Genomic DNA, 20,800 nt, shown 5'->3' with positions numbered 1-20,800 from the left:
CGTGATGCCACCTGCCGCGGACGGCGACGGCCGCGTCTCCGTCGCGCTGGCCGAGCTGCTGGCCTTGCGCGCGCGCGTCGCGCGCAAGGCGCTGCCCCCGCGGGAAAGCCGCATGGCGCCCGCCGGCCAGCAGGCCAGTCGCCTCCACGGGCGCGGCATGGATTACGCCGAATCGCGCGCCTACCAGCCGGGCGACGACGTGCGCCGGCTCGACTGGCGCCTCACCGCGCGCAGCGGAAGGCTGCATACCAAACTGTTTCAGGAAGAACGCGAAGGCCGCCTGCTGGTGTTGCTGGACACGCATGCGAGCATGCGCTTCGGTACGCGTGCGCGATTCAAGTCGGTGCAGGCGGCACGCGCCGCCGCCGCCGCCGCATGGCTGGCGATACGCGCGGGCGAGCGTGCCGGCGCGCTGGCATTCGGCGAACGCCGCCACCTCCTGCGTCCGCAGGGCGGCACGCGCGGCGCGCTCGCGCTCTGCGGCGCGCTGGCCGCGTGGGACGCCGGGCCCGGCGTGGCCGGCGCCGAACCTTTGTCGGAAGCGTTGCTGCGCGCAGGCAGGCTGCTGCATGGCGCGAGTCGCGTGCTGTTGATCAGCGACGGCCTCAGCTGCGACGAAGCCGCACGCGGCCGCCTGCTCGACCTGGCCAGGCGCACCGACGTCGCGATCCTCATCGTGGGCGATGCGCTGGAACTGGCCAGCGCGCCGCCAGGGCGCTATCCGCTCGAGCATGCCGGCGTACGCCGCGAGGTCGTCCTGCTGGCCGAGCGCCAGCGCCGCGAATTCCAGCAGACCCTGGGTGCCGGCCAGGTTCGCCTGGGCGCGATGGCTCGTGCCCTGGGCATCGCGCATCAGGTCATCGATACCGCGAGCGACCCGTTGGATCCGGTCGCCGCCTTGCTGGCCGGCAAAAGGACAAGCTCATGATGCCGGCCACGCCAGCGCAGGAAGGACCGCTGCTGCGCGACATCCATCTGCCACCCGATCCTTCGTGGTGGCCACCCGCGCCGGGCTGGTGGCTGTTGGCTGGAGTGTTGCTCGCACTGCTGGCGCTGGCGACGTGGTTCGTGTGGCGACGGCGGCAACGCCGCGAGCGCATCGCCGAACTGCTGGCCGATGTCGAAGCGCTCGAGCGCCGGCACGCCGGCGAACCGGCGCGGCTCGCGGCGGCTTTGCACGAATTGCTGCGTCGCGCGGCGCGGCGCTACGACCCTGGCGCCACCCATCATCGTGGCGAGGCCTGGCGACAATGCCTGGCGAAGGTGCCGGTCGACGCGGTGACGATCGAGCGCCTGATGGCGCTGGAAGATGCGATGTATCGCCCGCAAGCTGCCGAGAGTCTCGACGGCGGCACCGCCGCCGTACGCACCTGGCTGGCGCGGGCGCTGGAGCAGGGCGTGCGCCGCCAGCGCCGTGCGGTGGAGTCGGCCCATGCCTGAGTTCGCCTGGCCCTGGATCGCGCTTTTGCTGCCATTGCCCTGGCTGCTGCGCCGCTGGTTGCGCCCGGCCGCGCCGGGACAGGCTTTACATCTGCCGCATCCGGGCCTGCATCTGGCCGCGGTGGCCGAGCGCTCGCCATGGCGCGGCCGCGCCTGGTGGATGGTGCTGGCGTGGCTCTGCCTGGTCGCCGCCGCCGCGCGACCGCAATGGGTCGGTCCGCCGCAGCCGCAGCAGCGCAGCGGCCGCGCGATGATGCTGGCAGTCGATCTCTCCGGCAGCATGCGCCTGGAAGACATGCAGCTGGCCGGCCAGGCGGTGAGCCGCTTCGGCGCGGTGGAAGCCATCGCCAGCGATTTCATCGCGCGCCGCACGGGCGATGAAATGGGGTTGATCCTGTTCGGCACCCGCGCCTTCCTGGTCACGCCGCTCACCTACGATCTCGGCGCGGTCAGCGCGCAGCTGCAAGGCGCCACGGTCGGCCTTGCCGGCACCGAGACCGCGATCGGCGACGCGATCGCGGTGGCGGTGAAGCGCCTGTCGTCACAGCCCGAGGATGCACGCGTACTGGTGCTGCTCACTGACGGCGTCAACAACGCCGGCAGCATCGCGCCGCTCGATGCCGCGCGCGCGGCGAAGTCGGCTGGCGTGCGCATCTACACCATCGGCGTCGGTGCCACCGAGATGCGCGTGCCGGATTTCTTCGGCACGCGGGTGGTGAATCCGTCGGCCGATCTGGATGAAGGCATGTTGCGCTCGCTCGCGACTCAGACCGGCGGCCGCTACTACCGCGCCACCGACACCAGCGAACTGGCGGCGGCTTATCACGCCATCGATGCGCTGGAGCCGATGCCGCAGCAAGGGCCGGAGTTGCGACCGCGCCACGAACTGTTTCGCTGGCCGCTGTTCGCCGCGGCGCTGTGCTTCCTGCTGGCGGCGCTGCCGCTGGCACGCCGCCGCGCGGGAGCCGCCGCATGATCGCGTGGTGGCACGACTTCCATTTCCTGCGTCCATGGTGGCTGCTGGGCCTGCTGCTCACGCCGCTGGCGTATGCGCTGATCGCGCGCGGCGGCCAGGAGCGCCGGGAGCTTGCGCGCCTGGTCGATCCCGAGCTGTTGCCGCACCTGCTGCGAGGACGGAGCGATCGGCATGCCTGGCCATCGTCGCTCGCCGCGTTGGGCGTCGTGCTGTGCGCGCTGGCATTCGCCGGTCCGGCCTGGGATCGCGTGGCGTCGCCGTTGTATGCCAGCCGCTCCGCACAGGTGATCGCGGTCTCGTTGTCCCAGCACATGCTGGCCAAGGACGCCGCGCCCAGCCGCATCGATCGCGCGCGCTACAAGGCGCGCGACCTGCTCGCCGCCAACCGCGCCGGCTTGAACGGTCTGGTCGCCTATGCCGGCGAAGCCTTCACCGTGGCGCCGCTGACCAGCGATGCGGCCAGCCTGGACGATCTGCTCGACGCGCTGTCGCCCGACACGATGCCAGTCGACGGCAACGACGCGGCACAGGCGATCGAGCGCGCCGCGGGCCTCATCCGTGACGCCAAGGCGGGCGGTGGCGACATCGTGCTGATCACCGATGCGGCGAACGCGGCCGCCGAGGCCGCCGCGCGCAAGGTGCGCGCGGAAGGCCTCCGCGTCTCGGTGCTCGGCGTCGGCACGCCGCAGGGCAGTCCGGTGCCGAACGGTGAAGGCGGATTGCTGCGCGGTAGCGACGGCGACGTGGTGCTGGCCCGGCGCGACGACGCCTCGCTGCGTGCCCTGGCCGAGGCTGGTGGCGGGCGCTTCGTACCGATGAGCGATGACGAGCGCGACATCGCTGCACTCAAGCCGGCAGGCCGCCCTGGTCAGGCGATCGTGCAGGCCGACGGCCAGCACAGCGACGAATGGCAGGACCGTGGCCCATGGCTGCTGCCGCCGCTGCTCGTGCTGACCGCGCTGGCCTTCCGGCGGGGCTGGCTGCTGCTGTTGCCGCTCGTGCTGTTGCCGCTGCTGCCCGCCACCGCGCAGGCCGGCACTTGGAGCGATCTATGGCGCCGCCCCGATCAGCAGGCCGCATCGGCCTTGCATCGGGGCGATGCCGCGCAGGCGCAAGCGCTGGCGCGCGATCCGGCGCTGCGCGGTGCGGCCGCCTATCGTGCCGGCGATTACGCGACCGCCGCCGCCGCGTTGCAGGACGTGCCGGGCGCCGATGCGGCGTACAACCTCGGCAATGCGCTCGCGAAGCAGGGCCATTACCAGGAAGCGATCGCCGCGTACGACCGCGCGCTCAGGGCCGATCCAGCGCAGGCCGACGCCAAGGCCAACCGGCAGGCGGTGGAAGACTGGCTGCGCAAGCAGCCGCCGCCGCAGAAGCCCAAGGACAAACAGGACAAGCGCGGCAGCGGCAAGGGTGACGGCAAGGACGAAGGCAAGCCGTCCGACGAGAAACAAGAGCAAGGCGAGCAGAAGCCCGGCGAGCAGAAGCAGGGCGAGCAGCAGAACGGCAGCAACGGCGCGCCGAGCCAGCCGTCCAAGGCATCGCAGGATCCCGCCGGCAGCGGCAAGGATCAACAGTCGGCGCAGAACGCCTCCGCACCCGGCGAGGCGAAGCCGCCGGGTGCGGAGGAGCAGGCGCAGCAGAAGGCGCAGGCCGAACAGGCGCGCCAGGCGCTGCGCCAGCAGATGGATCAGGCCCTGCGCGATGGCAAGCCGGCGCAGGATGCGCAGCACGAACTCGGTGCCATCGCTGCCGACGATCCGCAGGCGAAGCTGCCGGCCGATGTACGCCGTGCGTTGCAACGCGTGCCGGACGACCCCGGCGCGCTGCTGCGCCGCAAGTTCGATTTGGAATACCGGCAGCGCCACGGCGCGGCCGGGGAGGATGACTGATGCTGCCGTTCCGCCTGCGCTGGTACCTGGGTCTGCTGCTGTGCTGCCTGCCGTGGCTGGCCTGCGCGGCCGACGTGCAGGCGGTGCTCGATCGCGACAAGGTGCAGCTGGGCGAGACCGTCACGCTCAACCTGCGCATCGTCGGTGGCTCCGTGGGCACGCCGGATCTGGGCGCGCTGGCCACCGACTTCGACGTGCTCGGCACGTCGAACAACACCAGCGTCAGCATCGTCAACGGCCGCCGCACCTCCGAATTCACCTATGGCATCGCGCTGCGGCCCAAGCATGTCGGGCGCCTCACGATTCCGCCGCTGTCGCTCGCCGGCGAAACCACCGCGCCGCTGTCGCTGGAAGTGACCGCGCCAGACCCGCAGGCGGCGGCGACCGCAGGCAGGGATCTGTTCGTCGAAGCGCAGGCCGAGCCGCGGCAGGCCTATGTGGGCCAGCAGATGACGTACACGGTGCGGCTGTTCTTTGCCGCCAGCCTCAGCAATGGCGCGATGGACGATCCGCACGCCGACGGCGCGGAGCTCAACAAGCTCGGCGACGACGCCAATTACCAGGCCGAGCGCAACGGCCGCCGCTACAACGTGATCGAGCGCCGCTACGCGCTGATCCCGCAGCGCGCCGGGCACATCGAGATCGCGCCGGTGTCGTTCCAGGGCGAGCTGATCGACATGGCCGACCCGAACAGTTTCTTCGGCAGCACGCGCGCCGTCAGCGCGGCGTCGCCGTCGGTGGCGATCGACGTGCGGCCCGTGCCCGCCGGCGCCGACAAGACGGCCTGGCTGCCGGCGCGCGAACTCTCGCTCACCCTCGAAGGCGAGGCCGAGCACGGCCAGCTGCGGGTGGGCCAGCCGCTCAATCTCACCATGACGGTGCAGGCCACCGGCCTTCCCTACGAGACGCTCCCCGCGCTGAGTCTGCCGCGCATCGATGGCGCCACCGTGTATCCGGACAAGCCGGTCACCGGCACGCGCCTCAATGGCAGCTGGCTGGTCGGACGGCGCCAGCAGGCGTTCGCCGTGGTGCCGAGCCGACCCGGCGAACTGGTGATTCCCGAGACCACGCTGACCTGGTGGAACGTCCAGACGGATAAGGCGGAAGTGGCACGCATCCCCGAGCGTCGCTTCACCGTACTGCCGGCATCCGGCGCTCCTGCGGCGGCCGGATCCGCCCCGGCCGTCGCGCTCGCCGCCGACGAGACGATCGCGACGGAAACCACGCCCGCAGGCACGGGTGCAGGCACGCCATGGCGCTGGATCGCGCTGGGCAGCCTTGGCCTGTGGCTGGTAACGATGCTTGCCTGGTGGTGGCGCCGGCGGCGCGCGGGCGAAGCTTCACCGCCGCGCGCGCCCGCGCCGGCCTCCGACCGCCAGCTGCGGGCCGCCTTCCTGGCCGCTGCACGCGGCGGCGATGCCGGCGCACAGGCCCGGGCGTTGCTCGCCTGGGCTCGCGCCGAACGGCCGGCGCTCACGCATCTTGGCGCAGTCGCCGACGCGCTGGCGTCCGCGCCGCAGCAGGCGGCGATCGAAGCACTGCAGCGTCGGCTGTATGGCGATGCCGCGCCGGTTCCGGGCGACCGGCTGGCCGAAGCGTTCCGCGAGGGCTTCCAGTGGCGCGCGACCGGCGGACCGCCCGCCGGGGATAGCCGCCTGCCGCCGCTCTATCCCTTCAAGCTGGAATGAGCGCGGTACGCCATATGTCGGCCATGCGCGTGTCGAAGCAGCACAGCCGCACCTGGCGATCCCCGAGTAAGGTCAATGCCTCGCGCACCGCACGCACGGCCACCGGGGCGGCTTGTTCCGGCGGATAGCCGTAGACGCCGCAACTGATCGCCGGAAAAGCCACGCTCGCCAGCCGGCGGTCCGCGGCGAGCTCCAGGCAGCGGCGATAGCAGCTGACCAGCAGGGCCGGCTCACCCTCGCTCCCGCCGCGCCACACCGGCCCTACGGTGTGGATCACATAGCGCGCCGGCAGCGCGAACCCCGGGGTAATGCGCGCCTCGCCTGTCGGGCAGCGCACGCCTGAGCGCAGCTGCGGCAGGGCCCGGCAGGCTTCGAGCAGGGCAGGGCCGGCGGCGCGGTGGATCGCACCGTCTACGCCGCCGCCGCCCAGCAGGGCGGGGTTGGCCGCGTTAACGATGGCGTCCACATCGAGCTGGGTGATATCGGCGATGATCACGTCGATGGCCATGGGAAAGTGCTCCGCGTGGTTTCGCAGGTTTTTGCGCCTTATGCTTGCCGCCGGGGCGGAGGTTCTTGGACTCGCATGAAGACAGAAGACATCTCGTTCGGCTACCTGCTCAACGACGTCACCTTGTTGTTCCGCAAGCATTTCGATCGGCGCGCGGTGAAATTCGGATTGACGCGCGCCCAGTGGCGCGCGACCAAGGTGTTGTATCACCGCGAAGGACTGCGGCAGACCGAGCTGGCCGAATTCCTGGAAATGGAGCCGATCGCCGTGGGGCGCGTGATCGACCGCCTGCAGGCCGCCGGTTTCGTGGAGCGCCGCCCGGATCCGCGCGATCGCCGCGCCTGGCGCCTCTACGTCACCGAGCAGGCGCGCGGCGTCATCGCCGACATGGAACTGATCGGCCGCGGCTTGCGTAAAGACGCCACTAAGGGCATCGAGCTGCATGAAATGCAGCAGGCGATGGACGTGCTCAACCGCATCAAGGAAAACCTGCAGGCGCTGGACCAGACGGCCGAAGGCGAGGAACCGCCGGAGGCTTAGCCGTCGGTCCGCATGGTGACGGCCGGCTGACCAGTGCCATCAGTCCTTGTCATGGCAGGGAATTCAGCCGGCATAGTACGGGTCTTTTTGGCGTGCATGACGCACGGCCTCGTGCCCTGCGAAGGATCGCGGGCAGTCCGCGCCTCGTCCCTGCCGGAATCGGGGGCGGCCCGAACGACATAGTGAGTCACCATGCCCTGGAAGAAACTGCTCCTGATCGTGCTGGCGCTGGCGCTGCTGGGTGTCGCCATGATCGTGTTCCGTGGCCGCCACGATGCCACGCCATCGCTGGGCAAGGCCGACGCCGCGCAAGGTAGCGAAGTACCCGTGCAAGTAGCGACCGCCGCGCGCGGCGACGTGGATCTGAGCCTGAAGCTGGTGGGCCGCGCCGAGGCCTGGTACACGGTGACCCTGCGTTCGCGCGTGTCCGGCCAGTTGCAGACGCTTGCCTTCAAGCCCGGCGCCCAGGTGAAGAAGGGCGACTTGCTGATCCAGATCGACCCCAGCCTGCTCAAGGCGCAGCTCGACCAGGCCCGCGGCGCGGTGGCGCGCGACCAGGCGCAGTTGCTCAAGGCGCAGGCCGATCAGCATCGCTATAGCGAGATGCTTGCCAAGGGCTTCGTGTCCAAAGCCGACTACGACACTTACCAAGCCAATCTGGCGATCGCCAAGGCGACGCTGCAGAGCGACCTGGCCGCGCAGGAAACGGCGCAGACCCAGCTCGACTACGCCCACATCAGCGCGCCGTTCGACGGCGTGATCGGCTCGCCGCTGGTCTGGCCCGGCGCGCAGGTGACCGCCGACAGTACCGACCTCGTCGTGCTCAACCAGATCGAACCGGTGCGTGTCGCCTTCAGCATCCCCGAGGAGAGCCTCGCTTCCGTGCGCGCCGCGCAGGCGCGCGGCGACGTGCCCGTGCAAGTGACCGTGCCTGGCGACAAGGGCGAAGCACCGAAGGGCGTACTGGAATTCATCGACAACGCGGTCGATGCCACCACTGGCACCATCGTGGTGAAAGGCCGCTTCGACAATGCCGACCATCGCCTCACCCCAGGCCAGTTCGTGCAGGTCACGCTGCCGACGACGCGCATCGCCAACGCGGTGACGGTACCGGTAGAGGCATTGCAGAGCTCGGCCAAGGGTAGCTTCGTGTTCGTGCTCGGCCATGACGGCAAGGTGCAGCAGCGCTATGTCACGCCGGGGCCGGTCGCCGGTCCGCGGCTTGTCATCGACAAGGGGCTGGAGGCGGGCGAGCAGGTGGTGACGGAAGGCCAGATGCTGCTGGTCGACGGCGCCCGCGCGCGCGTCAAGACGGGCGGCTGATGTCATGAATCTGCCCGAGCTGTGCATCCGCCGCCCGGTGATGACCACGCTGCTGATGGCGGCGCTGCTGGTGTTCGGCATCGCCGCGTATCCGCGGTTGCCCGTGAACGAGCTGCCCAACGTCGACTTCCCCACCATCAGCATCAGCGCCAACCTGCCGGGTGCGTCGCCGGAAACCATGGCCTCGGCGGTGGCCACGCCGCTGGAGGCGCAGCTGTCGACCATCGCCGGCATCAGCTCGATGAGTTCGACCAGCGCGCTGGGCTCGACCAGCATCACGCTTACCTTCGAGCTGGACCGCAGCATCGACGGTGCCGCGCAGGACGTGCAGTCGGCCATCTCCGCCGCGCAGCGCCAGCTGCCCAAGGAGATGACCACGCCGCCGACGTTCCGCAAGGTGAACCCGGCCGACGCGCCGATCCTGTTCCTCACCATGACCTCGTCGACCTTGCCGATGTCGCAGGTGGACGAGTACGCCGAGACCGAACTGGCGCAGCGGCTGTCGATGGTCGATGGCGTCGCGCAGGTCAACGTGTACGGTTCGCAGAAGTACGCCGTGCGCGTGAGCGTGGAACCGGAGCGCATGGTCGGCACCGGCGTGGGCATCGACCAGGTGCAGAACGCCATCGCTTCGGCCAACGTCAACCAGGCCACCGGTTCGCTGTACGGCACGCGCCAGCAGTTGCCGATCCGCAGCGATGGCCAGCTGTTGCGCGCCGAGGCGTACAACGACATCGTAGTGGCCTATCGCAATGGCGCGCCGGTGCGCATCCGCGACCTGGGTCGCGCGTTCGACAGCGTGCAGAACGACCAGGCGGCGAGCTGGTACAACGGCGAGCGAGCGATCGTGCTGGCGATCCAGCGCCAGCCGGGCGCCAACACGGTGGAGACCGTGGACCGCATCAAGTCGCTGCTGCCGGGTTTCACCGCCGGCCTGCCGCCGTCGGTAAAACTCAATACGCTGTACGACCGCTCCATCTCCATCCGCGCATCGGTGGAAGACGTGCAGTTCACCCTGGTGCTGGCCGGCGTGCTGGTGGTGCTGGTGATCTACCTGTTCCTGGGCAATCTCTCCGCCACGCTGATTCCCGCGGTCGCGCTGCCGATCTCGGTGATCGGCACCTTCGGCGTGATGTACGGACTGGGCTACAGCCTGGACAACCTTTCGCTGCTGGCGCTCACGCTTGCGGTCGGCTTCGTGGTTGACGATGCGATCGTGATGCTGGAAAACATCGTGCGCCACATGGAGGCTGGCCTGCCGCCGTACGAAGCCGCGCTCAAGGGCGCCAGCGAGATCGGCTTCACCATCTTCTCGATGACGCTGTCGCTGATCGCGGTGTTCATCCCGGTGATGTTCATGGGCGGCATCGTGGGGCGCCTGTTCCACGAATTCGCGGTGACCATCAGCGTTTCGATCCTTATCTCCGGCATCGTGGCGATCACGCTCACGCCGATGTTGTGCAGCCGTTTCATCCGCGCGCACGACCACGAGAACAAGAACTGGCTGATCGCCGGCTTCGATCGCGGCTTCAATGCGGTGCAGAACGGCTATGCGTCCAGCCTGCGCTGGTGCATGGACCGGCCGCTGCTGGTGCTGGCCGGTTTTGCGCTGAGCCTGGCGGCGACCGCGCTGCTGTTCTACGTGACGCCGAAGGATTTCATCCCCGCCGGCGACAGCGGTCAGCTGCGCGTCACCACCGAAGGCCCGCAGGACGTTTCCTTCGACAGCATGGTGGCGCGTCAGCAGAAACTGGCCGAGATCGTCGCGGACGATCCCAATATCGCCGGCTACATGTCCAGCGTGGGCGCGGGCGGCCCGCGCAGCACGGTCAACAACGGCTCGCTGCTGCTCCTGCTCAAGCCGGCCAGCGAACGCGACCTCAATCCCGGCGGGATCATCCAGGAGCTGCGCAAGAAGTTCGCGCAGGTGCCCGGCATCCGCACCTACATCCAGAATCCTCCGTCGATCCAGGTCGGCGGGCGCCAGTCCAAGGCGCAGTACCAATACACGCTGCAGTCGATCGACCTGCCGCTGCTGTACGACTGGAGCGCGCGCATCACCCAGGCCTTCCAGCAGCTGCCGGGCTTTCAGGACGTCACCAATGACCTGGACCTCAACAGTCCGTCGATCATGGTGGAAGTCAACCGCGACAAGCTCGCCACGCTTGGCCTGACCATGGCGCAGGTTCAATCGGCGCTGGGTTCGGCCTTCGGCCAGAACCAGATTTCCACCATCTACGGCGCGGCGACGCAGTACTGGGTGATCCTGCAGGTGTCGCGCTCGCTGCAGAACGACCCCAACGTGCTGTCGCAGCTCTACGTCACCTCGAACGCCGGCACGCTGGTGCCGTTGAACACGGTAGCCACCTTCAAGCGCAAACCGCAGGTGCTGACGGTGAACCACCAGGGCCAGCTGCCAGCGGTGACGGTGTCGTTCAACCTCGCGCCGGGCGTCAGTCTCAGTCAGGCGGTAGGCAGCATTGATGCGGCGATGAACCGGATCGGCCTGCCCGCCACGATCAGCGGCAGCGTGCAGGGCACGGCGCAGGCGTTCCAGGATTCGATGCAGGGCATGGGCCTGCTGCTGCTGTTGGCCGTGTTCGTGATCTACCTGGTGCTGGGCATTCTGTACGAGAGCTTCATCCATCCGCTGACGATTCTTTCTGGCCTGCCTGCCGCCGCGGTGGGCGCGCTGCTGACGCTGGTGATCTTCAACGCTTCGCTGGACCTGTTCGCCTTCGTCGGCATCGTGATGCTGATCGGCATCGTGAAGAAAAACGCGATCATGATGATCGACTTCGCGCTGGAACGTCAGCGCGACGAAGGCATGGCGCCGGCGGTGGCGATCTACGAAGCCTGCAAGGTGCGTTTCCGCCCGATCATGATGACCACGATGGCCGCCTTCGCCGGCACCTTGCCGATCGCGCTGGGCATCGGCGCGGGCGCGGAAACACGCCGGCCGCTGGGTCTGGCGGTGGTGGGCGGCTTGGCGGTATCGCAGGTGCTGACGCTGTATCTGACGCCGGTGATCTATCTGTGTCTGGATCGGGTGCAGACGCGGTTCTCGAAGAAGCAGAAGCCCGGCAAGCCGCTCGAAGCGGATTGATGCGAAGCCCTTCATCTCCTTCTCGGGGGGGCGGGTGAGGGGCGGGCGGAGCGTGGAAGAGGGAGCTTGAAGCGTGCCTCGCTTCGTCTAGCTTCCTTTGCGAGCACCCACCCCTCTTCCGCCTGCCGGCAGCTTCTCCCCGACAGGGAGAAGGAATCCGCGGTTGGAGGCATAAAAAAGGGCGGCCACGGGCCGCCCTTTTCTTTCACTCACCGCAAGCGCACGGATCAGTCATGCGCCCCATCGTTCTTGAACGCATCCGGCGCCGAACCAAAGTTGCCATCCGCCTGCGCCGCCATGTACGAGAACGCCGCATACACCGCCACGTTCTGCGCCAGCTCGCGCGGGTCGATCTTGTCCAGCGTGTCGTTGGCGGTGTGGTGGTAGTCGAAGTAATCGGTGCCGTCTTGCGTGAGGGTGAGGGCGGCCATGCCCTTGCCGTGCATCTGCGACAGGTCGGAGCCGCCGCCGCCGGGCTTCTGCGGGTCGTAGGCCACGCCGACCGGCTCGATGACCTTGGCGATCTGCTCGATGGCGCCGCGCGCCTCCGGCTTCACGCTGGCGGTCATGCGCCAGATCTTGCGCGCGCCGAAGTCGGACTCGGTACCGAGCACATGCTTGGCCACGTCCGCCGCGTGCTTGTCGGCGTAGGCGCGGCCGCCCCACAGGCCCATTTCCTCGTTGGCGAAAGCGATCACGCGGATGGTGCGGTCGGGACGCTGCGGCAGGTCATGGATCATCTTGCCGGCGGCCATGGCAATCGCCACACCCGCGCCGTCGTCGATCGCGCCGGTGCCCGGATCCCACGAGTCCAGATGGCCGCCGATGGCGACGACCTGGTCGGGATACTTCTTGCCGGTGATTTCGCCAATCACATTGGCGCCGGTGTAGCTGCCGGTGACGCCGCAGTCGAGTTCGAGCTTGATGCTGACCGGCTTGCCATAGGCCAGCACGCGGTCGAGCTGGTCGGCATCCGGCAGCGACAGCGCGGCGGCCGGGATGGCGTCCTTCGGATCCTGGAAGCCGGTGACGCCGGTGTGCGGCGTGCGGCTGTGCTCGTCGGTGCCGGCGGAGCGCAGCAGGAAGCCGGCGGCGCCCATCTTCGACGCGATCACCGGGCCGCCGACGCGCACGGCCGAGCCGATGCCGTAGTCGTGGCCGTCCTTGTGGCGCTGCATTTTCGCGTCGACGTAGACGATCTTGCCCTTGACGCTGGCCGGATCGGCCTTCTTCAGCGCATCGAGGCTGTCGAACTTCACCACCTCGGCGGTGAGGCCGCCCTTGGGCGTGCCGGCGGAGTAGCCCAGGGCGATCACGGCGAGCGGCTGCGGGAACGGGCCGACGATGGCGGCGTGCTCGCTGCGGCGCTCCCACAGCGGATAGGTAACGGTCTCGGTGTAGACCTTGTCGTAGCCAAGTTCCTTGAACTTGGCCACGGCCCAGTCGCGCGCGCGCTGGTCGTTCGGGCCGCCGGCGATGCGCGGGCCAACCTCGGTGGTCAGCGATTCGACGATCTTGTAGCCGGTATCGTCGCCCATCGCCTTATCGCGCAGCTGTTCGGCCGTCTTTACGGCGGACTGCGGAATGGTGGTGGCCTTGTCGGCGGCGCTGGAGGCGCCGGTAGCCAGGGCGAGGCTGGCGGCGAGCAGGGTGAGAGGCAGACGGCGCATCGGGGACTCCTCTGAGTAAACGTCGATTATCGCGCCGCGTGAGTCAGCCGCTTAGGCCAGAAGTCACGAGTGCGGCGCATGCGTGCGAGAAAAATGCCAACCCTCGCGATGCGCTCGCCGGCACGCCCGCTTATGCCCTGATTGCAGCCACAAAAACGGGGAACCGGCGGTGCCGTGTTCCCCGTTCTCCGTGATGCCTTGCGGTCGTCAGGGTTGCTTCTTCAGCAGGTCCCGGATCTCGGTGAGCAGTGCTTCGGTGGGCGTCGGCCCCGGCGGCGCGGCTTCCTGGCGGCGGGTCAGGCGGTTGATGGCCTTGACCACCAGGAAGATCGCGAAGGCGATGATTACGAACTGGATCACGACGTTGATGAAGGAGCCGTACTGAATGGCGACTTCGGCGACCTTGTGTTTCGGATCGCTGTCGTCGCCCGGCTTGAGCACCCATTTCATCGCGGAGAAATCGACGCCGCCGGTGAGCATGCCGATCGGCGGCATGATGATCTGGTCGACCAGCGACGTGACGATCTTGCCGAACGCGCCGCCGATCACGACGCCGACCGCCAGGTCGACGACGTTGCCGCGCATGGCGAACTCCTTGAACTCTTTGATCATGCCCATGCTGCTCTCCCTCTTTCTCTCGTTGGTGTTGCCCCCAGGAAGGGCGGATCCAGCTCAGCCGTTCCCCGTGCTGCAGCTTGCCGCCGCCGGTGTGGTGAAGCCGTTTACGCGATGCGGCCCTCGAGCGTGGCGATGCCTTCCAGTTCGGCGTGAAAGCGATCCCCGCGCTGGAGCGCCGCGACACCGGCCGGCGTGCCCGTGAAGATGAGGTCGCCGGCCTTCAGTTCGAATAGTTTGGACAGGATCGCGATGATCCCGGGCACGTCGTGGACCATCTCTCCCAGGACAGCCTGCTGGCGCATCGCGCCATTGATGTCCAGGCGCAGGCGCGTCGTCGCCGACAGCTGCGCGTCAGCCGCGGGACGCAGCGCCGAGATCGGGGCGGAGTGGTCGAAAGCCTTGGCCACCTCCCAGGGATGGCTCTTGGCCTTGACCACCGCCTGCAGGTCGCGGCGGGTCAGGTCCAGGCCCACGCCGTAACCCCAGACCAGCGCGGCGGCGCGGTCGGCGGGGATATCACGGCCGCCGGCTCCGAGAGCCACCACCATCTCCACTTCGTGGTGCAGGTCGGCGGTGGCCTGCGGATAGGGCACGTCCGCGCCGTCCGCGACGATCGCGTCGGCCGGCTTGCAGAAGAACAGCGGCGTGTCCTTCTCCACCGTCGCGCCCATTTCACGGGCGTGGTCGGCGTAATTGCGGCCGATGCAGAACACGCGGCGCACGGGAAAACGCAGGTCGCTGCCGTATACCGGCAGGCTGGGCTGGAGCGGGGCGGGAATGACGTAGGACATGCGCCGAAGGTTAGCAGCTCGCGGCGGGAATACGTGCCGCGTCAGCTATCGCGCCGACGTCCGCGGCGCTATATCCGTGTCGATTTCGGACCGCGTGGTTCGACGTCAAGGGAGACGGCGGGTCACCGGCTGTACCCGGATGACACCTGTCATTGCCATCGGCTGATGAGGCGCCCTGCAAGGATTTGCAGCCTTGCCCCATCGTGCCGGTCCATCGGATAGCCGGTAGGGGAGCGGGTGTGAAGAACGCGGAACTGCTTAAGGAATTGCGGATCGAGCGCCACCAGCGCGAGGACCAGGGCCATGCTCCCGGCCGCTGGCCGTGGATCGTCGGCGGCGCCTTGGTGCTGCTGCTGGCAGCCGGCGCCGCCGGCTGGATGCTGTGGGGCAAGCGGCCCCTGGAAGTGAAAACCGCAGTCGCGGTCGCGCCCAGCGCGGCGGCGGGACCGGGTGCCGTGCTTCAGGCGACCGGCTACATCACTGCGCGACGCCAGGCCACCGTCTCGGCGCAGATCACCGGCACGCTGACCGATGTGCTGTTCGAGGAAGGCGACCGGGTGGAGAAGGATCAAGTCCTGGCGCGCCTGGACGACAACGCCTATCGCGCCGCGCTCGACGCCGCCCAAGCGAACGCCCGCGCCACCGAGGCGCAGATCCTGCAGCTGCAGGCGCAGCTCGACCAGGCGCAGCACGACGCCGTGCGCATGCATACCCTCGCCGCTACCGGGCTGGTCTCCAAGCAGCAGGACGAGCAGGCGCGCACGCTGGTGAACTCCACCCAGGCCCAGCTCAACTCGCAGCGCAAGCTGGCGGCTGCGGCACAAGCGCAGGCCACGCAGGCGAAGGTGAACTTCGACTACACCGTGGTGCGCGCGCCGTTCACCGGCGTGATCACCGTGAAGGCCGCGCAGGTGGGCGAGATCATCTCGCCGCTGTCGGCTGGTGGCGGATTCACCCGCACGGGCGTGGGCACGATCGTCGACATGGATTCGCTCGAGATCGACGTGGACGTCAACGAGGCCTACATCGGCCGCGTCAAGGCGGCCATGCCGGCCGAAGCGGTGCTCGATGCGTATCCGGACTGGAAGATCCCCGCGCATGTGATCGCCATCGTGCCGGCCGCCGATCGCGGCAAGGCGACGGTGAAGGTGCGCGTGGCGCTGGACCAGAAGGATCCGCGCATCGTGCCCGACATGGGCGTGCGCGTGTCGTTCCTGGAACAGGCCGCGGCAAAGCAGGCCGCCGAGCCGCCCAAGGGCGTGCTGGTGCCGGCCGCCGCGATCGCGCAGCGCGACGGTCACGATGCGGTGTTCGTGGTGAGCGACGACATGGCCCGTCAGCGCGCGGTCGAGCCGGCGCGGCAGGCCTACGGCGAGATGCGTCTGCTGCCGGCCGGTGTGCAGGCCGGCGAGACGGTGGTGGTGTCGCCACCGGCGGAACTGAAAGACGGCGCGCGCGTGAAGAGCGCCGCCAATCCCTGAGTGCGGCGATCGCCGCCAACGACCTTTTCGAACGTCAACGCAGTTTCAGGAGAACAGGCATGAGCATGGGCACGCTGATCGAAGTCCGCGATCTCTCCAAGGTGTACGAGCGCGGCAAGCAGAAAGTGGAAGTGCTGCATCACATCAATCTCAATATCGCCGAAGGCGACTTCCTGGCCCTGATGGGGCCGTCCGGCTCGGGTAAGACCACCTTGCTCAACCTGATCGGCGGCCTGGATTCGCCGAGCGGCGGCAGCATCGCCGTGGGCGGCCAGCGCATCGACCAGCTCGGCGCCGGCGCGCTGGCGAAGTGGCGCGCGGCCAACGTCGGCTTCGTGTTCCAGTTCTACAACCTGATGCCGATGCTGACGGCGCAACGAAACGTGGAGCTGCCGCTGCTGCTGACCAGGCTCTCCGCGGCGCAGCGTCGCAAGAACGCCAGCATCGCGCTGCAGCTGGTAGGGCTGGAGGAGCGCGCTTCGCACAAGCCGAGCGAGCTGTCCGGCGGCCAGCAGCAGCGCGTGGCGATCGCCCGCGCGATCGTGTCCGATCCCACCTTGCTGGTGTGCGACGAGCCGACCGGCGACCTGGATCGCCAATCCGCGGAAGAAGTGCTGACCCTGTTGCGCACGCTCAATCGCGAACACGGCAAGACCATCGTGATGGTCACCCACGATCCCAAGGCCGCCGAGTACGCCAACCATACGCTGCACCTCGACAAGGGCACCCTGGTCGAGCAGGCCCTGGCGTGAGGATGCCGCGATGAAATATCTCCATCTCATCTGGGCGGCGCTGTTCCGGCGCAAGACCCGAACCATCCTCACCCTGGTGTCGATCGTCACCGCGTTCCTGCTGTTCGGCATGCTCGATGCGGTGCGCATCTCGTTCGACCAGGCCGGCCAGAGCGCCAACGGCGCGCAGCGCCTGCAGACCGGCTCGCGCCTATCCTTCATCCAGACCCTGCCGCAGGGATTGAACACCCAGATCGAGCAGGTGCCCGGCGTGAAGTCGGTTGCCTACGCCAACTGGTTCGGCGGCGCCTATCAGGATCCGCACAACCAGGTTTTCAGCTTTGCGGTCAGCGACAACTATCTGGACCAGTACCCTGAAGTCGCGGTGAGCGCCGAGGCGCGCAAGGCGTTCGATAGCACCCGCACCGGCATCATCGTGGGCGAGAAGCTGGCGCAGCGCTTCGGCTGGAAGGTCGGCGACAAGATTCCGCTGCAGTCCACCATCTTTCCGTTGCGCGACGGCAGCAAGAACTGGAGCTTCGACATCGTCGGCACCATGAAGGCCAAGGACAACAGCGCCGCATGGTACGACCAGCTCGTGCTGATGCACTGGAAGTACTTCGACGAAGGCACGTCGTACAACCGCGGCATGGTCGGCTGGTATGTCAGCCGCGTCGCCGATGTGAACCAGGCCGACCGCGTGGCCAAGGCGATCGACGCGATCTCCGCCAATTCCGACCATGAGACGCGCACGCAGACCGAGCAAGCCGCCACCGCGTCATGGATGAAGCAGCTGGCCGACATCGGCCTGATCGTCGGGTCGATCATGGGCGCGGTGTTCTTCACCCTGTTGCTGCTGTCGGGCAACACCATGATGCAGGCGGTGCGCGAGCGCACGTCGGAGCTGGCCGTGCTCAAGACCATCGGTTTCTCCAGCGCTTCGGTGCTGGCGATGGTGCTGGCCGAGTCGGTGCTGTTGCTGTTGATCGGCGGCGCGATCGGGCTGGGGCTCGCCTCGCTGCTGATCCCCATCGTAAGCAAGGGCAGCGGCGGCATGCTCAACTTGCCCGGCGTGACCGCGGGAAGCTGGATGCTGGGCCTGGGCTTCATGGTGTTGATCGGTCTGTTGGTGGGTGCGCTGCCGGCCTTGCGCGCGATGCGCCTGAATATCGTCGATGCATTGGCAGGACGCTGAGGAGCCGCCGCCATGTCCAAATCAAAGAACTTTCTGGTGGGCCTCGGCCTGTTCGCGCTGGTGATCATCTGCCTGGCGGTGTGGATCAATCTGCCGCTGCCGCTGGTCGGGCTGCTGGTGCTGCTGTTCGCGCTGTGGATGGCCTTCACCCGGCGCGGGCGTCAGGCGGCGTCGGTGACCGGCGTGGGCATCAGCACGTTGAAGGAGCGACTTGGTTCTTCCGCTGTGGTGGTGGTCGGCATTGCCGGCGTCGTTGCGGTGCTGGTCGCGCTGCTGGCGATGGGCGAAGGCTATGCCGAGACGCTGCGCAAGACCGGCAGCACCGATACCGCCATCGTGATGCGCGGCGGTTCGGCGAGCGAGGTGATGTCGGTACTCGACCACGACAGCGTGGTGGTGATTCCGCAGACAGCCGGCATCGTACGCGATGCCAAGGGCGAGCCGATCGCCTCGCCGGAGATCGTGGTCGCCGCCAATCTGCCGGTCAAAGGTGGCAAGGGCGAAGACGACGAGGGCAGCGTGCAGTTGCGTGGCGTCGGCGAACATGCCTGGACGCTGCGGCCGAACCTGAAGATCGTCGAGGGCCGCATGTTCAAGCCCGGCATGCGCGAGCTGGTGGTTGGCAAGGGTGCGACCCGGCAGTTCGCGGGCCTGGCACCGGGCCACGAGATCAAACTGGGCAACGAGGCGTGGACGGTGGTCGGCGTGTTCGCCAGCGGCGATGCGCTGGAGTCGGAAATCTGGGGCGACGCCAGTGTCGTGGCCGACACGTACCGGCGTGGCAGCAGCCGCGCCTCGGTGACGGTGAAGCTGGCCGATCCGAGCGGTTTCAAGGCTTTCGAGTCCGCGCTCGCCGCCGATCCGCGCCTGAAGGTGGATACGAGTACCACGCTGGACTACTTCAGCAAGCAATCCGAAGGCACCAGCAAGGTGATCCGCGGCATTGGCATCACGGTGGGCGCGATCATGGCGATCGGCGCACTGTTCGGCGCGCTCAATACCATGTTCGCCGCAGTGGCGACGCGTGCGAGGGAGATCGCCACGCTGCGCGCGATCGGTTTCCGCGGCCTGCCGGTGGTGGTGGCGATCATGCTGGAGACGATGCTGCTGGCGCTGCTCGGCGGCGTGATCGGCGGTGCGCTGGCCTGGCTGATCTTCAACGGCTATACCGCCTCTACCTTGGCGCAAGGCACGGTGGGTCAGCTCACCTTCGAGTTCCACGTTTCGCCGGCGCTGCTGTGGACCGGCGTGAAGTGGGCGCTGGCGATCGGTTTCGTGGGCGGCCTGTTCCCGGCCGTGCGCGCGGCGCGTCTGCCGGTGACGACGGCATTGCGCGAGTTGTAAGGCGTCGCACTCGAACGGGCAGAAAAAAAATGGGCCGCATTCGCGGCCCTTTTTTATGCCTCCGGCGCGACCATCGTGCTGGCCAGGCCGCGCCTTCCGAGCAGGCTCGACAGCAGCGCGACGATGGCCAGCGCGGCGACGTTGCAGCTCAGGCCGGTGGCGAATGCATGCGCGTAAGCCGTGGTATCGCGTGCCGTGCCCAGCGTGGTGTAGAACACGCCGCCGATGATCGCGACGCCGAGCGCTGCGCTGATCTGCAACGCGGTGATCACCATGCCGGAGGCGAGGCCCGCGTGGCGTGCGTCGACACTGCCGAGCACCGCGCGCATCAACGAAGGGAAGGCGATACCGAAACCGACGCCGGAGACGGCAAGGCCTGCTTCCATCGCGGCAGCAGGCCACAGCGCCTTGACCCCGCCGATGATCAACGCGAAGCCGACTGCCTGCCCGGCCAGCGACAGCGGTAATGCAGCGCGACCGAGCGTGCGCATCACCGGTGCGGCGGTCACCGAGGCGAGCAGATAGCCCAGCGTGAAGGGCAGCGTCGCCAGGCCCGTGTGCAAGGCATCGCGGCCGAGGCCGCCTTGCAGATACGCGGCATAGGTGAACATGAAAGCCGAGGTCAGATAGAAGCCGAGCGTGACGACGATGCCGAGCATAAATTCGCCGTGGCGCAGCAGGTGCACATCGACCAGCGGCGCGCCGCCGCGCCGCGCGAGTGTCGCCTCGAAGCGCAGGAACAGCGCGAACAGCACCATCGACGCGGCGAGCATCGCCCAGGTCCACCACGGCCAGCCTTGCTCGCGGCCTTCGACAAGCGGGTAGACCAGCGCGGCGAGCGCGAGCGAGAGCAGCGCCATGCCGCCGAGATCGAGCGTCTTGGCGTGCGCCTCGCGCGATTCGCGCAGCAATAACAAGCCACCGGCGAGCGCGGCCACGCCTACCGGCAGGTTGACCAGGAAGATCCATTGCCAGCCCAGACCCCACCAGTTCGCAGCGATCAGTACGCCGCCGAGCACCTGCCCCAGCGTCGCGGCCAGCCCGAAGGTCGCCGCGTACAGCGCCAGCGCGCGCGGTTGTTCCGCGCTCGGAAACATCACGCGGATCGAAGCGAGCACCTGCGGCGCCAGCGCGGCTGCCGCCAGCCCCTGCAACAGGCGGCCGGCCAGCAGGGCGGGCGCCGACCAGGCCAGCCCGCACAGGAGGGAGGCCAGCACGAAGCCAGCAATGCCCAGCAGGAACAATCGTCGCCGCCCGAACAGGTCGCCCAGGCGGCCGCCGGTGATCAGGCAGACCGCATAGATCGCCGCGTAAGCGGAGATCACGAACTGGGTCTGCGCCGCGGTGGCGTGCAGCGCAGTACGGATCGAAGGCAGGGCCACGTTGACGATGAAGAAATCCAGCGGCGGCAGAAAGGCGCCGGTGAGCAGTACGGGTAAGGCCAGCCAGCGCCGCGGGTCGCCCGCGTCGGTCGCAGTCATGGGGGAAAGTCCTCGA

17 protein-coding genes are annotated in these 20,800 nt (G+C 68.3%); 12 read left to right on the top strand and 5 right to left on the bottom strand.

What is annotated here, in order from left to right; all coding sequences use genetic code 11:
• Positions 1 to 4: 4 nt before the first annotated feature.
• The 5 genes from ACNR9O_RS17500 to ACNR9O_RS17480 are packed head-to-tail and all read left to right on the top strand — an operon-like array spanning position 5 to position 5,996.
• The gene (locus tag ACNR9O_RS17500) at positions 5 to 928 is read left to right on the top strand and encodes a DUF58 domain-containing protein (RefSeq protein ID WP_473686478.1); all 924 of its coding nucleotides are present in this window, start codon (positions 5 to 7) and stop codon (positions 926 to 928) included.
• Positions 925 to 1,440, top strand: coding sequence for a DUF4381 domain-containing protein (locus ACNR9O_RS17495; protein WP_473686480.1), 516 nt, complete (start codon positions 925 to 927; stop codon positions 1,438 to 1,440). Before ACNR9O_RS17500 ends, ACNR9O_RS17495 begins: the two co-directional genes overlap by 4 nt.
• The gene (locus ACNR9O_RS17490; RefSeq protein ID WP_473686482.1) at positions 1,433 to 2,416 is read left to right on the top strand and encodes a vWA domain-containing protein; all 984 of its coding nucleotides are present in this window, start codon (positions 1,433 to 1,435) and stop codon (positions 2,414 to 2,416) included. The genes ACNR9O_RS17495 and ACNR9O_RS17490 overlap by 8 nt, the downstream gene beginning before the upstream one ends.
• On the top strand, positions 2,413 to 4,308 hold the full coding sequence (locus ACNR9O_RS17485; RefSeq protein ID WP_473686484.1) for a VWA domain-containing protein: 1,896 nt from the start codon (positions 2,413 to 2,415) through the stop codon (positions 4,306 to 4,308). The genes ACNR9O_RS17490 and ACNR9O_RS17485 overlap by 4 nt, the downstream gene beginning before the upstream one ends.
• Positions 4,308 to 5,996 (top strand): BatD family protein, encoded by a 1,689-nt coding sequence (locus ACNR9O_RS17480; RefSeq protein ID WP_473686486.1) that lies wholly within the window; start codon positions 4,308 to 4,310, stop codon positions 5,994 to 5,996. Before ACNR9O_RS17485 ends, ACNR9O_RS17480 begins: the two co-directional genes overlap by 1 nt.
• On the opposite strand, the gene ACNR9O_RS17475 is transcribed toward ACNR9O_RS17480, so the two are convergent.
• Complete coding sequence (locus ACNR9O_RS17475; protein ID WP_473686488.1) at positions 5,983 to 6,504, bottom strand: O-acetyl-ADP-ribose deacetylase; 522 nt, start codon at positions 6,502 to 6,504, stop codon at positions 5,983 to 5,985. The two genes, ACNR9O_RS17480 and ACNR9O_RS17475, sit on opposite strands and share 14 nt — an antisense overlap.
• Before the next feature lie 75 nt (positions 6,505 to 6,579).
• Between ACNR9O_RS17475 and ACNR9O_RS17470 the strand changes: the two genes are divergently transcribed.
• The 3 genes from ACNR9O_RS17470 to ACNR9O_RS17460 all read left to right on the top strand — a co-directional run bounded on the left by ACNR9O_RS17470 (position 6,580) and on the right by ACNR9O_RS17460 (position 11,473).
• Positions 6,580 to 7,044 (top strand): MarR family winged helix-turn-helix transcriptional regulator, encoded by a 465-nt coding sequence (locus ACNR9O_RS17470; RefSeq protein WP_473686490.1) that lies wholly within the window; start codon positions 6,580 to 6,582, stop codon positions 7,042 to 7,044.
• 192 nt (positions 7,045 to 7,236) lie between these two features.
• The gene (locus tag ACNR9O_RS17465) at positions 7,237 to 8,367 is read left to right on the top strand and encodes an efflux RND transporter periplasmic adaptor subunit (protein ID WP_473686492.1); all 1,131 of its coding nucleotides are present in this window, start codon (positions 7,237 to 7,239) and stop codon (positions 8,365 to 8,367) included.
• A 4-nt stretch (positions 8,368 to 8,371) separates the two neighbouring features.
• Positions 8,372 to 11,473: an efflux RND transporter permease subunit gene (locus ACNR9O_RS17460; RefSeq protein ID WP_473686494.1), complete on the top strand. Its 3,102-nt coding sequence runs from the start codon at positions 8,372 to 8,374 to the stop codon at positions 11,471 to 11,473.
• Positions 11,474 to 11,700: 227 nt separating this feature from the next.
• On the opposite strand, the gene ACNR9O_RS17455 is transcribed toward ACNR9O_RS17460, so the two are convergent.
• The 3 genes from ACNR9O_RS17455 to ACNR9O_RS17445 form a co-directional block, all read right to left on the bottom strand.
• Positions 11,701 to 13,143, bottom strand: coding sequence for a M20/M25/M40 family metallo-hydrolase (locus tag ACNR9O_RS17455; protein ID WP_473686496.1), 1,443 nt, complete (start codon positions 13,141 to 13,143; stop codon positions 11,701 to 11,703).
• A 207-nt stretch (positions 13,144 to 13,350) separates the two neighbouring features.
• Entirely contained in the window at positions 13,351 to 13,761 is a 411-nt protein-coding gene (mscL, locus tag ACNR9O_RS17450; RefSeq protein ID WP_473686498.1) for a large-conductance mechanosensitive channel protein MscL, read from the bottom strand.
• Between the two features lie 104 nt (positions 13,762 to 13,865).
• On the bottom strand, positions 13,866 to 14,552 hold the full coding sequence (locus tag ACNR9O_RS17445) for a fumarylacetoacetate hydrolase family protein (RefSeq protein WP_473686501.1): 687 nt from the start codon (positions 14,550 to 14,552) through the stop codon (positions 13,866 to 13,868).
• 239 nt (positions 14,553 to 14,791) lie between these two features.
• Here ACNR9O_RS17445 and ACNR9O_RS17440 point away from each other — a divergent pair, with 239 nt between their 5' ends.
• From ACNR9O_RS17440 to ACNR9O_RS17425, 4 genes are all read left to right on the top strand, one after another.
• A complete protein-coding gene (locus ACNR9O_RS17440; RefSeq protein WP_473686503.1) occupies positions 14,792 to 16,033 on the top strand; it encodes an efflux RND transporter periplasmic adaptor subunit in 1,242 nt (413 codons plus the stop codon).
• Positions 16,034 to 16,098: 65 nt separating this feature from the next.
• Positions 16,099 to 16,785, top strand: a complete 687-nt coding sequence (locus ACNR9O_RS17435; protein WP_473700812.1) for an ABC transporter ATP-binding protein — start codon at positions 16,099 to 16,101, stop codon at positions 16,783 to 16,785.
• 10 nt (positions 16,786 to 16,795) lie between these two features.
• Positions 16,796 to 17,959, top strand: coding sequence for an ABC transporter permease (locus ACNR9O_RS17430; protein WP_473686507.1), 1,164 nt, complete (start codon positions 16,796 to 16,798; stop codon positions 17,957 to 17,959).
• A 12-nt stretch (positions 17,960 to 17,971) separates the two neighbouring features.
• A complete protein-coding gene (locus ACNR9O_RS17425) occupies positions 17,972 to 19,303 on the top strand; it encodes an ABC transporter permease (protein WP_473686509.1) in 1,332 nt (443 codons plus the stop codon).
• A gap of 53 nt (positions 19,304 to 19,356) precedes the next feature.
• Here ACNR9O_RS17425 and ACNR9O_RS17420 read toward each other — a convergent pair whose 3' ends face one another.
• Positions 19,357 to 20,784, bottom strand: coding sequence for an MFS transporter (locus ACNR9O_RS17420; RefSeq protein WP_473686511.1), 1,428 nt, complete (start codon positions 20,782 to 20,784; stop codon positions 19,357 to 19,359).
• Positions 20,785 to 20,800: the final 16 nt, after the last annotated feature.

The organism is Dyella sp. CR10 (assembly GCF_055814425.1).
The sequence above is the reverse complement of the archived record's forward strand: the minus strand, read 5'-3'. Positions and strand labels throughout refer to the sequence as shown.

Coding starts and splice junctions, on each gene's coding strand:
- ACNR9O_RS17500 (WP_473686478.1), top strand. CDS start 5: ATGCCACCTGCCGCGGACGGCGACGGCCGCGTCTCCGTCGCGCTGGCC.
- ACNR9O_RS17495 (WP_473686480.1), top strand. CDS start 925: ATGATGCCGGCCACGCCAGCGCAGGAAGGACCGCTGCTGCGCGACATC.
- ACNR9O_RS17490 (WP_473686482.1), top strand. CDS start 1,433: ATGCCTGAGTTCGCCTGGCCCTGGATCGCGCTTTTGCTGCCATTGCCC.
- ACNR9O_RS17485 (WP_473686484.1), top strand. CDS start 2,413: ATGATCGCGTGGTGGCACGACTTCCATTTCCTGCGTCCATGGTGGCTG.
- ACNR9O_RS17480 (WP_473686486.1), top strand. CDS start 4,308: ATGCTGCCGTTCCGCCTGCGCTGGTACCTGGGTCTGCTGCTGTGCTGC.
- ACNR9O_RS17475 (WP_473686488.1), bottom strand. CDS start 6,504: ATGGCCATCGACGTGATCATCGCCGATATCACCCAGCTCGATGTGGAC.
- ACNR9O_RS17470 (WP_473686490.1), top strand. CDS start 6,580: ATGAAGACAGAAGACATCTCGTTCGGCTACCTGCTCAACGACGTCACC.
- ACNR9O_RS17465 (WP_473686492.1), top strand. CDS start 7,237: ATGCCCTGGAAGAAACTGCTCCTGATCGTGCTGGCGCTGGCGCTGCTG.
- ACNR9O_RS17460 (WP_473686494.1), top strand. CDS start 8,372: ATGAATCTGCCCGAGCTGTGCATCCGCCGCCCGGTGATGACCACGCTG.
- ACNR9O_RS17455 (WP_473686496.1), bottom strand. CDS start 13,143: ATGCGCCGTCTGCCTCTCACCCTGCTCGCCGCCAGCCTCGCCCTGGCT.
- mscL (WP_473686498.1), bottom strand. CDS start 13,761: ATGGGCATGATCAAAGAGTTCAAGGAGTTCGCCATGCGCGGCAACGTC.
- ACNR9O_RS17445 (WP_473686501.1), bottom strand. CDS start 14,552: ATGTCCTACGTCATTCCCGCCCCGCTCCAGCCCAGCCTGCCGGTATAC.
- ACNR9O_RS17435 (WP_473700812.1), top strand. CDS start 16,099: ATGGGCACGCTGATCGAAGTCCGCGATCTCTCCAAGGTGTACGAGCGC.
- ACNR9O_RS17430 (WP_473686507.1), top strand. CDS start 16,796: ATGAAATATCTCCATCTCATCTGGGCGGCGCTGTTCCGGCGCAAGACC.
- ACNR9O_RS17425 (WP_473686509.1), top strand. CDS start 17,972: ATGTCCAAATCAAAGAACTTTCTGGTGGGCCTCGGCCTGTTCGCGCTG.
- ACNR9O_RS17420 (WP_473686511.1), bottom strand. CDS start 20,784: ATGACTGCGACCGACGCGGGCGACCCGCGGCGCTGGCTGGCCTTACCC.